This window comes from Salmonella sp. SA14318 (assembly GCF_029866905.1).
Taxonomy (GTDB): Bacteria; Pseudomonadota; Gammaproteobacteria; order Enterobacterales; family Enterobacteriaceae; genus Salmonella; species Salmonella enterica.
The window spans coordinates 4,344,728-4,360,797 of the sequence record NZ_CP123282.1 but is presented as its reverse complement, the minus strand read 5'-3'; the positions used below and the strand labels follow the sequence as shown (position 1 = coordinate 4,360,797).

15 protein-coding genes and 1 pseudogene are annotated in these 16,070 nt (G+C 52.7%); 5 read left to right on the top strand and 11 right to left on the bottom strand.

Going from position 1 to position 16,070, the window contains the following annotated elements; genetic code table 11:
- Nucleotides 1-99 precede the first annotated feature (99 nt).
- Both metH and QEN32_RS20750 read left to right on the top strand, forming a co-directional pair.
- Nucleotides 100-3,783: a methionine synthase gene (gene metH / locus QEN32_RS20755; RefSeq protein ID WP_265322075.1), complete on the top strand. Its 3,684-nt coding sequence runs from the start codon at nucleotides 100-102 to the stop codon at nucleotides 3,781-3,783.
- 266 nt (nucleotides 3,784-4,049) lie between these two features.
- Nucleotides 4,050-5,681, top strand: a complete 1,632-nt coding sequence (locus QEN32_RS20750; protein WP_000956811.1) for a Na/Pi cotransporter family protein — start codon at nucleotides 4,050-4,052, stop codon at nucleotides 5,679-5,681.
- A 75-nt stretch (nucleotides 5,682-5,756) separates the two neighbouring features.
- Here QEN32_RS20750 and pepE read toward each other — a convergent pair whose 3' ends face one another.
- Nucleotides 5,757-6,446 (bottom strand): dipeptidase PepE, encoded by a 690-nt coding sequence (pepE, locus tag QEN32_RS20745; RefSeq protein ID WP_000421781.1) that lies wholly within the window; start codon nucleotides 6,444-6,446, stop codon nucleotides 5,757-5,759.
- A gap of 71 nt (nucleotides 6,447-6,517) precedes the next feature.
- On the opposite strand from pepE, the gene QEN32_RS20740 reads away from it, so the two are divergent.
- Genes QEN32_RS20740 through rluF form a run of 3 tightly spaced genes read left to right on the top strand, consistent with a single transcriptional unit; the run spans nucleotide 6,518 to nucleotide 8,109 of the window.
- Nucleotides 6,518-6,619 carry a hypothetical protein gene (locus tag QEN32_RS20740; protein ID WP_031606603.1) on the top strand — a complete coding sequence of 34 codons (102 nt, stop codon included), beginning with the start codon at nucleotides 6,518-6,520 and terminating at the stop codon, nucleotides 6,617-6,619.
- Between the two features lie 34 nt (nucleotides 6,620-6,653).
- A complete protein-coding gene (locus QEN32_RS20735; protein WP_001096724.1) occupies nucleotides 6,654-7,193 on the top strand; it encodes a DUF2058 domain-containing protein in 540 nt (179 codons plus the stop codon).
- A 46-nt stretch (nucleotides 7,194-7,239) separates the two neighbouring features.
- Nucleotides 7,240-8,109 (top strand): 23S rRNA pseudouridine(2604) synthase RluF, encoded by an 870-nt coding sequence (gene rluF / locus QEN32_RS20730; protein ID WP_000954619.1) that lies wholly within the window; start codon nucleotides 7,240-7,242, stop codon nucleotides 8,107-8,109.
- Here the strand turns inward: rluF and QEN32_RS20725 are convergent.
- The 10 genes and pseudogenes from QEN32_RS20725 to QEN32_RS20680 all read right to left on the bottom strand — a co-directional run bounded on the left by QEN32_RS20725 (nucleotide 8,106) and on the right by QEN32_RS20680 (nucleotide 16,065).
- On the bottom strand, nucleotides 8,106-8,378 hold the full coding sequence (locus QEN32_RS20725; protein WP_001207628.1) for a DUF3811 domain-containing protein: 273 nt from the start codon (nucleotides 8,376-8,378) through the stop codon (nucleotides 8,106-8,108). The genes rluF and QEN32_RS20725 overlap by 4 nt on opposite strands.
- Before the next feature lie 97 nt (nucleotides 8,379-8,475).
- Nucleotides 8,476-9,417, bottom strand: a complete 942-nt coding sequence (gene panS, locus QEN32_RS20720) for a ketopantoate/pantoate/pantothenate transporter PanS (protein ID WP_000881647.1) — start codon at nucleotides 9,415-9,417, stop codon at nucleotides 8,476-8,478.
- Nucleotides 9,418-9,678: 261 nt separating this feature from the next.
- Nucleotides 9,679-10,407, bottom strand: coding sequence for a hypothetical protein (locus tag QEN32_RS20715; protein WP_265322074.1), 729 nt, complete (start codon nucleotides 10,405-10,407; stop codon nucleotides 9,679-9,681).
- A gap of 196 nt (nucleotides 10,408-10,603) precedes the next feature.
- Nucleotides 10,604-10,894 (bottom strand): annotated as a pseudogene (locus tag QEN32_RS20710) (hypothetical protein).
- 251 nt (nucleotides 10,895-11,145) lie between these two features.
- Complete coding sequence (locus QEN32_RS20705; protein ID WP_000084338.1) at nucleotides 11,146-11,601, bottom strand: hypothetical protein; 456 nt, start codon at nucleotides 11,599-11,601, stop codon at nucleotides 11,146-11,148.
- Nucleotides 11,598-12,212, bottom strand: coding sequence for a DUF4376 domain-containing protein (locus QEN32_RS20700; protein ID WP_265322073.1), 615 nt, complete (start codon nucleotides 12,210-12,212; stop codon nucleotides 11,598-11,600). Before QEN32_RS20700 ends, QEN32_RS20705 begins: the two co-directional genes overlap by 4 nt.
- A 5-nt stretch (nucleotides 12,213-12,217) precedes the next feature.
- Nucleotides 12,218-13,972: a tail fiber protein gene (locus tag QEN32_RS20695; RefSeq protein WP_265322072.1), complete on the bottom strand. Its 1,755-nt coding sequence runs from the start codon at nucleotides 13,970-13,972 to the stop codon at nucleotides 12,218-12,220.
- Between the two features lie 2 nt (nucleotides 13,973-13,974).
- Nucleotides 13,975-14,607, bottom strand: coding sequence for a phage tail protein I (locus tag QEN32_RS20690; RefSeq protein WP_262958778.1), 633 nt, complete (start codon nucleotides 14,605-14,607; stop codon nucleotides 13,975-13,977).
- Nucleotides 14,600-15,715 (bottom strand): baseplate J/gp47 family protein, encoded by a 1,116-nt coding sequence (locus QEN32_RS20685; RefSeq protein WP_265322071.1) that lies wholly within the window; start codon nucleotides 15,713-15,715, stop codon nucleotides 14,600-14,602. Before QEN32_RS20685 ends, QEN32_RS20690 begins: the two co-directional genes overlap by 8 nt.
- Entirely contained in the window at nucleotides 15,706-16,065 is a 360-nt protein-coding gene (locus QEN32_RS20680) for a GPW/gp25 family protein (RefSeq protein ID WP_001093501.1), read from the bottom strand. Before QEN32_RS20680 ends, QEN32_RS20685 begins: the two co-directional genes overlap by 10 nt.
- Between the last annotated feature and the right edge of the window lie 5 nt (nucleotides 16,066-16,070).

Genomic DNA, 16,070 nt, shown 5'->3' with positions numbered 1-16,070 from the left:
GGCAAGCTGAACATGTCTCATGTTGCCCGTTGTTCTCTTTTCCGCCAGCACGCTTTGTGCCAGTATGGCTCGTTACGTGGAGCGTTGTCGGGAGCGAGTGTGAGCAGCAAAGTTGAACAACTGCGTGCGCAGTTAAATGAACGTATTCTGGTGCTGGACGGCGGTATGGGCACCATGATCCAGAGCTATCGTCTACATGAAGAAGATTTCCGCGGGGAGCGCTTTGCCGACTGGCCCTGCGACCTGAAAGGCAACAATGACCTGCTGGTACTCAGCAAGCCGGAGGTGATCGCCGCTATCCACAACGCCTACTTTGAGGCTGGCGCGGATATCATCGAAACCAACACCTTTAACTCGACAACCATTGCGATGGCGGATTACCGGATGGAATCCCTGTCGGCGGAAATTAACTATGCGGCGGCCAAACTGGCGCGCGCCTGCGCCGATGAATGGACGGCGCGAACACCAGAAAAACCACGCTTTGTTGCGGGCGTGCTTGGTCCAACTAACCGCACGGCCTCCATTTCGCCGGACGTCAACGACCCGGCGTTTCGTAATATCACCTTCGATCAGCTGGTGGCGGCCTACCGTGAATCCACTAAAGCGCTGGTGGAAGGTGGCGCAGATCTGATTCTGATTGAGACCGTCTTTGACACCCTGAATGCGAAAGCGGCGGTGTTTGCGGTGAAAGAAGAGTTTGAAGCGCTGGGCGTTGATCTGCCGATCATGATTTCCGGCACCATCACCGACGCCTCTGGCCGTACGCTTTCCGGCCAGACGACCGAAGCCTTTTATAACTCGCTGCGCCACGCCGAGGCGCTCACTTTTGGCCTTAACTGCGCGCTGGGACCAGATGAACTGCGCCAGTACGTCCAGGAACTGTCGCGGATTGCCGAATGCTACGTCACCGCGCACCCGAACGCCGGCCTGCCGAACGCTTTCGGCGAGTACGACCTCGACGCCGACACCATGGCAACGCAAATCCGCGAATGGGCCGAAGCGGGCTTCCTCAACGTGGTTGGCGGCTGCTGTGGCACCACGCCGGAGCATATTGCGGCGATGAGCCGAGCGGTGGATGGCTTGCCACCGCGTAAGCTGCCAGAGATTGCGGTCTCCTGCCGTCTGTCCGGCCTGGAGCCGCTGAATATTGGCGACGACAGCCTGTTTGTCAACGTCGGCGAGCGTACTAACGTCACCGGCTCGGCCAAATTTAAACGGCTGATCAAAGAAGAGAAATACAGCGAAGCGCTGGACGTCGCCCGTCAGCAGGTAGAAAGTGGCGCGCAGATTATTGATATCAATATGGATGAGGGGATGCTCGACGCCGAAGCGGCGATGGTGCGTTTCCTCAGCCTGATTGCCGGTGAGCCGGATATTGCCCGTGTACCAATCATGATCGACTCCTCCAAATGGGAGGTTATCGAAAAAGGGCTGAAGTGCATTCAGGGTAAAGGCATCGTCAACTCTATTTCGATGAAAGAGGGCGTGGAAGCCTTTATTCATCATGCGAAGTTGCTACGTCGCTACGGCGCCGCGGTGGTGGTGATGGCTTTTGATGAGCAGGGGCAGGCCGATACCCGTGAGCGTAAAATCGAAATTTGCCGCCGAGCCTACAAAATTCTCACCGAAGAGGTGGGTTTCCCGCCGGAAGACATCATCTTCGACCCGAATATCTTCGCCGTGGCGACCGGTATTGAAGAGCACAACAACTACGCGCAGGACTTTATCGGCGCTTGCGAAGACATCAAACGCGAGCTGCCGCACGCGCTGATCTCCGGCGGCGTGTCTAACGTGTCCTTCTCGTTCCGCGGCAACGACCCGGTACGTGAGGCTATCCACGCGGTATTCCTCTACTACGCCATCCGCAACGGCATGGACATGGGTATCGTCAACGCCGGACAGCTGGCGATTTATGACGACCTGCCTGCCGAACTGCGCGATGCGGTTGAAGATGTCATTCTTAACCGTCGCGATGACGGCACCGAGCGTTTGCTGGATTTGGCGGAGAAATACCGCGGCAGCAAAACCGACGAAGCTGCCAACGCCCGGCAGGCGGAATGGCGTAGCTGGGACGTGAAAAAGCGTCTCGAATACTCGCTGGTGAAAGGCATTACCGAATTTATCGAACAGGATACCGAAGAAGCCCGCCAGCAGGCCGCCCGCCCGATTGAGGTGATCGAAGGCCCGCTGATGGACGGCATGAACGTGGTCGGCGACCTGTTCGGCGAAGGGAAAATGTTCCTGCCGCAGGTGGTGAAATCCGCTCGCGTGATGAAACAAGCGGTGGCCTACCTGGAGCCGTTTATTGAAGCCAGCAAAGAAAAAGGCTCCAGCAACGGCAAGATGGTCATCGCCACCGTGAAGGGCGATGTGCACGACATTGGCAAGAACATTGTTGGCGTGGTGCTGCAATGCAACAACTACGAAATCGTCGATCTTGGCGTGATGGTGCCAGCGGAGAAAATCCTCAGAACGGCGCGTGAAGTGAATGCCGATCTGATTGGTCTTTCCGGGCTTATCACCCCGTCGCTGGACGAAATGGTCAACGTGGCGAAAGAGATGGAGCGTCAGGGCTTTACTATCCCGCTACTGATCGGCGGCGCAACCACTTCGAAAGCGCATACGGCGGTGAAAATCGAGCAGAACTACAGCGGTCCGACGGTCTACGTGCAGAATGCTTCGCGTACCGTGGGCGTGGTGGCGGCGCTACTCTCCGACAACCAGCGCGATGACTTTGTCGCCCGTACCCGCAAAGAGTACGAAACCGTGCGTATTCAGCACGCCCGCAAAAAACCGCGCACGCCGCCGGTCACGCTGGAAGCGGCGCGCGATAATGATCTGGCGTTCGATTGGGAACGCTACACTCCGCCAGTAGCCCACCGTCTGGGCGTGCAGGAGGTGGAAGCCAGCATCGAAACTCTGCGCAACTACATCGACTGGACGCCGTTCTTTATGACCTGGTCGCTGGCCGGCAAATACCCGCGCATTCTGGAAGATGAGGTGGTGGGCGTTGAGGCGCAGCGTCTGTTTAAAGACGCCAATGATATGCTGGATAAACTGAGCGCCGAGAAACTGTTGAATCCGCGTGGCGTGGTGGGCCTGTTCCCGGCGAACCGCATCGGCGATGACATCGAAATCTATCGCGACGAAACCCGTACTCATGTTCTGACGGTCAGCCACCACCTGCGCCAGCAGACCGAGAAAGTTGGTTTTGCTAACTACTGTCTGGCGGATTTTGTCGCGCCGAAACTGAGCGGAAAAGCGGATTACATCGGTGCTTTCGCGGTGACCGGCGGTCTGGAGGAGGATGCGCTGGCGGACGCCTTCGAAGCGCAACACGACGACTATAACAAGATCATGGTGAAAGCGATTGCCGACCGTCTGGCGGAAGCGTTTGCCGAGTATCTGCATGAGCGTGTACGTAAGGTTTACTGGGGATATGCGCCGAACGAGAGCCTGAGTAACGACGAATTAATCCGCGAAAACTACCAGGGGATTCGCCCGGCGCCGGGTTATCCTGCCTGCCCGGAACATACCGAAAAAGGCACTATCTGGCAGCTACTGGATGTCGAAAAACACACCGGGATGAAGCTCACCGAATCTTTCGCCATGTGGCCTGGCGCGTCGGTCTCCGGCTGGTACTTCAGCCATCCTGAGAGCAAATACTTCGCGGTAGCGCAGATCCAACGCGATCAGGTGACAGATTATGCTTTCCGTAAAGGAATGAGCGTTGAGGACGTTGAGCGGTGGCTGGCGCCGAACCTGGGTTACGATGCGGACTGATTCATAAAATCGTCACTTTTCCTTACAACATACAAGGCACTCATTGGGTGCCTTGTCTCTTTCTTACAATTAAACCCTTATACTGAAGGAAGGCTCTACGCTGAATTTGCCGGATGGCAGCGTAAACGCCTTATCCAGCATACCGTATTACGTATGGTAAGCCCGGTGGCGTGCAACGCCAGCAGGCCTTAACGCTGTGCGCCATCAGGCAATTTATCGCAAGTGAGCTTCAGGAAAACGTATAACGATAAGGAGAACCTGACGCCGTGTTAACTTTGCTCCATCTACTTTCTGCCGTTGCGCTGTTGGTATGGGGAACACATATCGTTCGTACTGGCGTAATGCGCGTGTTTGGCGCGCGTCTACGTACTGTCCTCAGCCGCAGCGTGGAAAAGAAACCGCTCGCCTTTTGTGCGGGTATCGGTGTTACCGCGCTGGTACAAAGCAGTAACGCCACCACTTTATTGGTAACGTCGTTTGTCGCCCAGGATCTTGTCGCCCTGACGCCAGCTCTGGTGATTGTGCTGGGCGCTGATGTGGGTACTGCGCTAATGGCGCGTATTCTCACCTTTGATTTGTCGTGGCTGTCGCCGCTGCTGATTTTTATCGGCGTGATTTTCTTTTTAGGACGTAAGCAGTCCCGCGCCGGGCAGCTGGGGCGCGTCGGTATCGGGCTTGGCCTGATTCTACTGGCGCTGGAGCTGATTGTGCAGGCAGTGACGCCGATCACTCAGGCTAATGGCGTGCAGGTCATTTTCGCGTCGCTGACGGGCGACATTATGCTGGATGCGCTGATTGGCGCGATGTTCGCTATTATCAGTTATTCCAGCCTGGCGGCGGTGTTGCTGACGGCGACCCTGACGGCGGCGGGGATTATATCGTTCCCGGTGGCGTTGTGCCTGGTCATCGGCGCCAATCTGGGATCGGGCTTGTTGGCGATGCTCAACAACAGCGCCGCCAATGCTGCCGCGCGTCGCGTAGCGCTCGGCAGCCTATTGTTCAAATTGATCGGCAGCCTGGTCATCCTGCCGTTTGTCCATCCGCTGGCGAATCTGATGGATGAGCTATCGCTACCGAAATCAGAGCTGGTGATCTATTTCCACGTTTTCTATAACCTGGTGCGCTGCCTGGCTATGGTGCCATTTGCCGAGCTGATGGCGCGTTTTTGTAAACGAATTATTCGTGATGAGCCTGAACTGGATACCCATCTGAAGCCGAAACATCTGGATGTCAGCGCGCTGGATACGCCAACGCTGGCGCTGGCTAATGCTGCCCGCGAGGTGTTGCGCATTGGCGATGCGATGGAACAGATGATGGAAGGGCTAAAAAAGGTCATGCACGGCGAGCCGCGTGAAGAGAAAGCGCTGCGCAAGCTGGCGGATGACGTTAACGTGCTCTACACCGCGATTAAGCTTTATCTGGCGCGAATGCCAAAAGACGAGCTGGCGGCGGAGGAATCCCGCCGGTGGGCGGAGATTATTGAGATGGCCCTGAACCTCGAACAGGCGTCGGATATTATCGAGCGAATGGGCAGTGAGATTGCCGACAAGTCGCTGGCGGCGCGTCGGGCATTTTCAGAAGAAGGATTGAAAGAGCTGGATGCGCTTTACGATCAACTGCTCAGTAATCTGCAACTGGCGATGTCGGTCTTTTTCTCCGGCGATGTCACCAGCGCCCGTCGGTTGCGCCGCAGTAAACATCGCTTCCGTATACTTAATCGCCGATACTCACATGCGCATGTCGACCGCCTGCACCAGCAGAACGTGCAAAGCATTGAAACCAGCTCGCTCCATTTAGGGCTGCTGGGCGATATGAAGCGTCTTAACTCACTGTTCTGTTCGGTCGCCTATAGCGTACTGGAACAGCCGGATCAGGACGAGGAACGCGGCGAGTATTAAGTGAAATGCCGGATGGCGGGGCCTACGGAGAACATGTGCGTAGGCCCGCCATTCGGCATTCAATGTGGCCAGGGATTAAAAGCGATGACCCGCTTCCAGCGCCACGGCCTCTTCGCCTGCTTTAAACACCCAGGTGGTATTCGGGCCGCCGAGAACCGCCTGGCCGTTGCTCACCTGAATCCAGTTACCTTCCGGCAAACCAATCACTGTCAGTTCCGGCGCGACCACCAGCAGTTCGCGAATACGCTGCTCGCGGGTCTCGCCCTTATGACCTTCCGGCAAGGCGTTAGTGAAGTGAGGATTAATTTGCAGCGGGAACAGATCCAGCGAGTCGAAACCGTTTGGATCGACGATCGGCATATCGTTGGTCGTGCGGATAGTCGGGCAGGCAAGGTTGGCGCCCGCGCTCCAGCCGATATACAGCGCGCCGCGTTTTACCCTGTCCGCCATCGGCGCCAGCAGCCCGCGTTCACGCGATTCTTTCAGTAGCTGGAAGGTATTTCCGCCACCGACAATAATGATTTCCGCTTTCTCAATCGCTGCAAGCGGATCGGCGACACGATGAATCCCTGTGACGTTTATCCCTAATGGCGCAAGCACCTCTGCGGTTTTATCCGTGTACTCGTCCCATGTTTGCGTGACGCCGGCAAACGGAATAAACACGGCTGAGCGTCGACCGTTCAATTGATTCGCTATCAGCGGCAGAGCGTGTTCCAGCCAGGCTTTACCCGGCAGCGTCGAGTTACTTAATAAAAGCAGTTCCATTACTTCTCCACCTCATCAGGAAATGTCAAAACGTAATAATGCTACCATTATCCATTTAATGTCTTACTGATATGGCTCATGATGTTATGCGTGTCACAGGCAAAGCGCGGTCGCTAAAAGTGACAACAGGCCAGATCTGCCATCTGGTATCGCCTGAAAAATTACAGGTATAATCCGCAAAATTATTTAACACGTTTAGAGACGAAAATGGCAAAACTGACCTTACAAGAGCAACTGCTACAAGCGGGATTAGTGACCAGCAAAAAAATGGCCAAAGTCCAGCGCACGGCTAAAAAATCACGCGTTCAGGCTCGTGAGGCCAGAGAAGCGGTGGAAGAAAATAAAAAGGCGCAACTTGAGCGTGATAAACAACTCAGTGAACAGCAAAAACAAGCGGTTTTAGCGAAAGAGTTTAAAGCTCAGGTTAAGCAACTTATTGAAATGAATAGAATCAATGTATCTAAAGGCGATATTGGTTTTAACTTCACCGATAATAACGTCATCAAAAAAATAGACGTGGATAAGCTCACTCAGACGCAACTGATTAATGGGCGTCTCGCGATTGCGCGTCTGGTTATCAATAACAGCGGTGAATGTGAATATGCGATTATTCCCGCGAGCGTCGCCGATAAAATCGCACAACGAGATGCGGACAGTATTGTCGTAAACAGTGCGCTGAGTCAGGAAGAGCAGGACGAAGATGATCCGTATGCCGATTTTAAAGTTCCCGACGATTTGATGTGGTAAGTCACATTCCCGACGTTTATGTAGAAAAATTTCTCAGAGAGTAAATATGCTGACCGACACATCTACCCGGCTTAATAAATATATTAGTGAAAGCGGCATCTGTTCGCGTCGCGAGGCGGACCGTTTTATCGAACAGGGCAATGTTTTTATCAACGGCAAACGCGCCGCCATTGGCGATCAGGTAGTCGCCGGGGATGTTGTTAAAGTAAATGGTCGGTTGATTGAGCCGCGAGAAGCGGATGATTTAGTGCTGATTGCGCTGAATAAACCGGTTGGCATTGTCAGTACCACTGAAGACGGCGAACGCGACAATATTGTCGATTTTGTGAACCACAGCAAACGTATCTTCCCGATTGGTCGTCTGGATAAAGACTCGCAGGGGCTGATATTTCTGACTAACCACGGCGATCTGGTCAATAAGATTCTGCGTGCCGGTAACGATCACGAAAAAGAGTATCTGGTGACGGTAGATAAACCGATTACCGACGAGTTTATTCGTGGTATGGGCGCTGGCGTGCCGATTCTGGGTACTGTCACCAAAAAATGTAAGGTGAAAAAAGAGGCGCCGTTTGTCTTTCGCATTACCCTGGTGCAGGGATTAAACCGTCAGATCCGTCGTATGTGTGAATACTTTGGTTATGAAGTGACGAAACTGGAGCGTACGCGCATTATGAACGTCAGCCTGAGCGGGATTCCGCTGGGCGAGTGGCGCGATCTGACGGACGATGAGCTGATCGATCTGTTTAAGTTGATTGAGCGTTCCTCTTCCGAAGCCAAACCAAAGGCCAAAGCGAAGCCGAAGACCACGGGTATTAAGCGACCGGTCGTTGCGATCGAAAAAAGCAATGAGAAAGCGCGCCCGACATCAAGCGGTAAGCGCTTTACCTCGCCGGGACGAAAGAAGAAAGGACGTTAACGTCTGCCGCGCGTCGGCGTATTCGCCGACCAGGAGAATGACGCTTCCGTATCGGGTTTATACGCCTGCTTTTTCTTCAACTGGCGGGCTTTTTTCGCTTCAGCCTCACGCAGCGCCATCAGCTTATCGATGTACTCCTTTTTTACGCTGTTGGTCTCAGAATTGGTCAGCGGACGACCGTGCGCAATACGGGCGCGGTCCAGCAACGTTTTCAGTTCGCGCTGTTCGCGCTCGGTCATCTCTTTTTGAGTAATGCGGGGGAGTGCCATACGGGTGCCCTCAGTTAGCCGATGCATTTAGTCTACGGCAATACGCAACGGGCGGATAGCGTGTAAGCCGGGTAAGCTTGCGCCACCCGGCAATATTTTAATTTACCTTTGCCGTTTCGCCCGATTTTTCAACAATCGGTTTCCCGGACCAGTAACCAGCCAGTAGTGACCCTGAAAGGTTGTGCCACACTGAGAACAGCGCGCCAGGCAGCGCTGCGAGCGGGCCAAAGTAGATTTTACCCAATGCAGCAGCAAGACCAGAGTTCTGCATCCCGACTTCGATCGCCAGCGTTCGACAGGTTGACTCATCAAAACCGAACAGACGTCCACCCCAGTAGCCGCCAAGCAGGCCAAGGGTGTTATGCAGGATCACCGCGATGATCACCATAAAGCCGACGGAGGCGATATGTGAAGCTGAACCCGCGACCACCGCGCTGATGATTGCCAAAATGCACACCATCGAGAATGCTGGCAGATAAGGTTTTACCACTTTCACTACGCGCGGAAACAGATGGTGAATCACCAGCCCCAGCGTGATTGGAATGACCACAATCTGTAGAATGCTCAGCAGCATACCCATCACGTCGACTTGAATATGGGCATCGACGTACAGGCGCGTGAGTAGTGGTGTGGCGACCACGCCGACCAGCGTGGAGACCGATGAAATGGTGACTGAGAGCGCGACGTCTCCCTTCGCCAGATAGATCATTACGTTAGAGGCGGTGCCGCTGGCTACGCTGCCGACCAGTACCATCCCGGCGGACAGATCTGGCGGCATCTTAAACAGCAACGCCAGCAGCCATGCCGCGAGCGGCATTACCAGATAGTGCAGGAATATCCCTGCGGCGACAGGGGCTGGTCGGGAGAGCACGCGTTTAAAGTCGTCAACGTTAAGATGGACCCCCATACCGAACATAATCAACATCAGTAGTGTCGCGACCCACGGCCCAACAGGAGTAAAGGTGGATGGTGTGTAATACGCAATGAGAGAGAGCAGCAGCGCCCATAGCGGGAACAGCCGGGTAATGACGGCGAGCATGTTGTTTTCCTTGCAAGTATGTTGTGTTTGTTATCAACGGGTCAGGATCGAGCCAGACCATAGTTATTGTTTATCGCGTGAAGGAAGATTATTCAAACAAATTACGCTCATGATCCAGTGTGGGCTCGTGGCAGGCTGGATGACGCGCCTGCGTCGCCATCCGGCAACGCATCGCCCGATGGCGCTTACGCTACCGTATTAGAAATATATAGAGGTTCTGGTGGCGTAAAGAAAAGCGCCGGCATTGAAGAGAAGGAAGCTTTAACGCAGTGATAACTTATATTGTTTCACTTTGCTTTGGATTGTGTTTTTTAAACTAAAATAAGGCACCCAGGGCAATGCTGTGTTCCAGGGGCGAGGGGAACCATGAAAACAGACTATGCTTGCTCCGTCAGGTAATTTTCCATTACCTGTCCCATCGTATAGTTCAGGGTTAAAACCAATCATTTTTGGTGTTGCTATATTAGCTTTGTAACTAATAATTCTTCCGGGTAAGATGTTTTGCCATCTTTCAGCATCTTGACATATTCTGCCGATAAATCCTTGATCGCCATGATAGGGCGGGGTTCTTATGGCATTGATTTCCTTTTCAGGATGTTTCATAAATTCATCCCACACATTTTTTTTTGCGGGTGCAGGAATAAACATAATACCTGTTGCTGGCGCAACTGAAGCACCATGCTGAGAAAAGTCATTAAGTAATGTTATTTTTTTCATAGTTGTCAGAGGAGTAATATCTCCCACAATAACGCTATCTATATCAATATAGAGAATATCCTCATTACCAAGAACAGGATGCAGTGGATTGAAAAGTTCTAGTTTTGCCCACCATCCTGGCCAATCATACAAAAGAGGCGCTGTATTTACCCCTTTTATCTTTAGCGCATCTGTTAAACAAACAGAATCATAACCTTTGAGCTGCTTATGTAACCATTGAGCATGTTTTGTGGTGAAGTCTTTGCTTTGTCTGAGCACAGAAACAATAATCATTATATTCCCCGGTGAATATTAGGTGTTTTTAGCCATGTTCCACTATATTTAATGTGCTTTATATTGCAACAAAATTAGTGTTCATATGGTTATTGAAGTTTAATTACATTCAAGATGTGAATGTAATTAATTTGTTTATAATGTTATTAATATATGTAATGTAAGTTGATAAATGTTTTAATGATTGTTTTGTCTTTTATATTTCCATGGGGAGATATAAAATAAGAGTTGGGATGGGAGTGATCTTATTTCCCCTTTTTACTGCTCCCAGCTCTATATCAATTCCAAATTTGGAATTTAGCTTGCGATTAATCCATAATCCAGTTTTTTTTCTGTTTTTTTGAACCATAGATATACATCTCATTTGCCAGACGCCACCAAAATAAAAAATTACGACGGCGATTGTTATTGGCCTGCATAAGTAATCGATATAATAAAAATTCATTCCTGCGAATGATCTCATGCCGCCAGTATTTCCGTAATCCACTTCCTTTTTTAGATATGGAAAATAATAAGCAATGTAAGAGTTTGATTTTTTCTTCCTCCAACGAAGAAAGCTAGCTTGTTAAATAAATGTTATTATCGTGGGAGGTTCACGTATCAATTGGTAAAAATACTATAAGATGGTTTTTTATAATACTTCATTTGCTATGCAAACTGAACATTTGATGCTAACAAATAAATACTAACGGGTATTACTTAATTCAACACCGCCGGGCTTTATACCCGGCGAGAGATTCAACAATCGTATTGCCAGCTACTGACTAAGGCATAAAGGTGGCTGGGGGAGTAGCGCCAGCTATCGTTTAGTCCGAGAAATTCAGCGCAAAACTCGCTGCAAAACAGTTTATCTTTGCGCTCCCGGTTATACAGCGCGATACCGAGCGCGCCCTGCCAGTCATAGCGTTTGCCGTTATGTTTGCGGAAAAAGGCCTCCACTTCCGGCAACGTGGCCTTTAACGGTAGCTTATCCCACTTATCGTCCGGTAACGGTATTATCTTTCCCCGCACGCCGCGATCGCGAAACGACGCGGAGTAGCAGAGGTATTCATTACCGCCGTGTTCTACCGCCAGTTCACAGTGAGAGTAGATACCGCGCGTGACTTTGCGCGTGAGCCAGTCGGCCAGCCTGGCGATGCCGCGATACTCCGATCGCCCCTTATAGCAAGCGAGCCAGACGGTGGTTTGACTCATGGCTGCCAGCCTGATGAGTAGTCGTAGTCGAGCACAGCCTCGATATCCTCCAGCGCCTCTACCGCCGCAATATGCCGCAGCGCGTTGGCAAACAGGCGCATATCGTGATCCACGGTGACGGTTTCAAACTGCGCGGCAATATCGTTGGTCAGTTCAATCAAACCGTTATTTTTGGTCTGCCACATTAACCCTGCCGGAATCTGCTTTGTCTGACCCATTCTGGTGAGTGACATTTGCTGAATACGGCTGTTAGCATCGCTGTGGAAATGGTTGCCGTCGATAATGATGTAATCGGCGGTAACGGTGTCGCGCTGAACTTTAATTGCCTGTTTAATCCGCGATTTAGCGTTATCAAGCACGATGGCAAAACTGGCTGCGTCATAAACCCACGTATTGCCGTTTAATCGATAACATTCCCCTGGTGGTAAATTGGTGATAAATGCTCTGTCTTTAACATTAACCCATACATATTGCCCCAGGTTGAAATGTTCCAGCCATTGTTGCTCTGTTAATTCGATAAGGCTTGTTCTCTCTGGATAACAGAATAATTCAGTATCCATCCAGTCCAGCACTTGTAAAGATGCAGGATCGTAATAAGCATATTTTGACATTATCTTCACCAATAAATTCTGACGATACCAGGAGAACCACTTGACCCCTTATTAAGGACCCAATCCCCCAGATACTCCCGGTTACTGGCACTGGAACTACCACCAGCACCACCGGCACCAAACCCGCTTGCATTAGAGGGTAATGAGCCTGCCACTATCTCTAAGTGATCTAATGTGACCGTTCCTGGTACCCCTCCTATGCCCAGGACGGAATTACTTCCTCTCAGCCCAAGGGTCACGTATTCATACATACGTGCTCCTCCATTCCCACTTGGAGGTAAAAAGCTTATTGTATTTCCTCCTGTGCCCCCGGCCGCCCCTCCCGCACCACCAGGCGCGTTCAGATTGCCAAAGGAGGATTGTCCTCCAGCGTTCCCGCTAAACCCTTTTCTTTGTGAACGACTCCCTTTCGCACCGCCACTCCCGCCAGCACCAACCATTACAGATATCTGACTTTTGGGAACAACATCAACGTAACCAGCCACACACTTGGCAGCAACCCCCCCAGTGGAACACTCCTCATTTGCTAATGAACCTCCAGCACCACCACCACCGCCACCAACAACTTCAACAAAAACTCGATTAACCCCATCAGGCACAATAAACGTGCCATTAACGGTAAAAAACTGATAATGGGAATGATTAGCCGGAGCCGCTGCGCTCGCTAGGTCATACGCCGCCTTTACCGCACTGGGCGTTGCCGCTTCTGTGGCGCTGGTGCTGTCCGTCGCGCTGTTAAGTTTCACAATCCCTTTTTGCGTCAGCGTGCCGTCCGGGACGCCGGTGATCTGCCCCCAGGCGTGAGTATGGTTCGCCGGGGCCGCCGCACTCGCCTTATCCATCGCCGCCTTGACCGCACTGGGCGTTGCCGCTTCGGTGGTGCTGGTGCTATCGGTGGCGCTATTAAGCTTCACAATCCCTTTTTGCGTCAGCGTGCCGTCCGGGACGCCGATAATCTGGTTCCAGACGTGAGTATGGTTCGCCGGAGCTGCCGCATTCGCCTTATCCATCGCCGCCTTGACCGCGCTTGGCGTTGCCGCTTCCGTTGTGCTGGTGCTGTCCGTCGCACTGTTAAGCTGAACAATCCCTTTTTGCGTCAGCGTGCCGTCCGGAACGCCAGTGATCTGGTTCCAGGTATGCGTGTGATTACGCGCTTCCGCCATCGCCGCTTTCACCGCCTTTGGCGTGGCGGCTTTGGTTTCGTCATCGCTGTCAGTGGCGTTACTGAGCTGCGTAAAGCCTTTCTGCGTTAATGTCGCATCCGGGTGATTTGTCGAATGTTCATGCTCGTCCAGCCGGGCATCCACATAGTCGCGCGTCGCCAGCACAATACTCGGATCGACCGTCAGCGTCACCGCCGTGGTGTTGGAGACCTCCATAATCAGGCGGATACAGACCTGCTTGCCGCAGCCGCCGGGCAATAGCGGTTTGTAAGATTCCGGGAATTTGCCGATGGCGATTAGCTCGCCCTCGTCGTCGAACACGCCCACTTCACGCACATACCAGCCGCCAACGTCCTCCGGCAGCACCAGTTCGGCAATCAGCCAGTTGGGATTATTCGGTGCAACGGTCAGCGTATTCATCTCGCCGCGCCAGACTTCGTGGCGTAAATTGGTCTGGCTGGCGGTCGGTTCATAATACTGTCCGCCGCCGTCGCCAACCGCCATCTTTTGCAGATGTAGCTGTTTTTTGTCCGCAAGGGCGCTGGCGATTTTCGCCATACCCCTGTCGGTCAGGAGGGTATAAAACTCATTATCCATAATTACTCCGGGTAAATAGATGTAATTTCAAGGCTCCATTGCCCTGTACCGAAATAGAACGGTTTAGTTTGTTGAACTTCCAGAACCTGGAAGGGTAAGACGGTCGTTATTTCTCCACCGTAAAGCGCGCTGCCGATAACAGGAATAGCGCTTTGGTTAATTATCCAGACAATTAACGCTTCCAGCTTTGAGCGCACGTTCTTATACTCATGAATAAGATCGACCAGGTTATTAAACAGATTTTCATCCATGCCCTGGTTAATTAGCTCAATTTCAACCTTAAAAAAATAAGCCTTACCACCATACTCAAACCATTCGGAAATCGTGCCGGGTAAGGATAATATTTCCAGTACGCGGCGAACGGCCCAGGGAGTTCCTTTATATTTATGCAGTTCAATCGCCTGCTTAATTAACTCTCGTTTCTCCTGTTCATTGACGGCAAATAGCCAGCCTTCGAGCCCCTGTACATGAAACTGTCCGGCCAACGAGGGCAGTGCCGAGGCATCAACGATATCCACCAGATAGACCAGCAACGCCGTCAGGTCGATTTGCGCAAAGCGTTCGGCGGCGATATTTGCCAGAATCGAAAAACGTTCGTCGCTGGCCAGCGGCGGCGGCAGAAGCAGTTTATCCATCGCTGACCCCGGCAATCGTCACGTCAATGGCCGTGCATTCCGCCCATTCGTGCGCCTGTAGTACCTTTTTCGCGGGCATATCCAGCGCGACGTCGTAAACACCATCCACTTGTAGCACTTTGATTATCTGGTTTGGCACAATGTCCTGGCCCAGCCGGGTCTGGCGCGAGCGCGTCCATGTATTAATCGCTTCACGCGCGGCGGCAAGCGTCGTCTCCTGATCGGCGGTGGTAAACAGCATTAGCCGGGCGCGGATCTGATAAGCCACGCGCGGAGAACATTTAGCGCTCACCTTATCGGTTAGCGGGCGCTTTTTCTCTTTGCTCACCTCCCGTTCGATCTGGGCAAGAAGCTCTGGCCCCGGCAGACCGTTCAGGGTCAGCGGATAGAGTTCCACGCAGCCTTCCGCCAGCCCTTCATCCGGCCCCAGCACCGCCACGTCGATAATCGACTGGCTGACCGAGAGCGTATGAAAACGATAGGCGCCATAGCTGCCCGCGTTGCTGAAACTCTCCGGCGCCAGTTGAATACGCTCGCGCAGCGCATCGTCGTTTTCTTCGCCGCAGCCGCCTGTCGATGCGGTCAGGTTGGTGACGCTGAGATCGTAATTGCCTACCCGGTCCACCAGCGCGCTGATTTGCGCAGGCTGCCAGTTGTTGCCGGATTCACCGGTCGTTACACAGGTTGCAGTTACCGCAATGCTCAGGCTGCCCGCAGGCAACAGAACATCTTCGTCGGTGGCGAACATCACGCTATCCGACGCGCTGGCGCGGGTACCCTGTGGAATCACCAGGTTGGTTTTAGCCGCTGTCGTAACGGAAAACTGTAGCGTGGTTTTCGCCGCCTGAGCCGGCAGACGGTGAACGCCGACCAGTTCGCCTAAATAATCCAGCATCGGCGCGCGGGAATACGCGACCAGGTTTTGCTTCGCCGCCTCCTGGATGGCGATGCGGACAAGGTTTTCACGATAAGCAAACAGGTCAATGAGCAGCCGCTCAGCCTGTGCCGGGTAGAGTTTTTTACCGCTGGCTTCTTCATATTGCGCAATCATCTCGCTGGTGATTTGCGCGGGATCGCGGTCAATAAAGTCGGGTTCGGCTATCGCCATAACACCTCCGTTGAGTTGATTACGCCGTCTGCGGCGCGCCATTGCACGCGTAACGTCAGGTGTTCGCCGTCAATCGTCGGCGTCACCTTCAGCAACCGGCAGCGGGGTTCCCACATGCGAATCGCTTCCACCGACTCCCGAACAACGTGCGGAATGGCCCGCTCGATCGGGTAATCGATATAGCGCCACAGATTGCTGCCAAAAAGCGGCCTGTGGGGATCGCTGCCGCGCGGCGTGCGCAGAATGATGTGTATTGCCTGATGAATATCATCCAGCCCGCAGACGTATTCTTCAGGACGTTGCAAGGCAGGTTGCCAGTGCAGGGTCGAGGGTCGTGTTTTCGTGTTCATGAGGC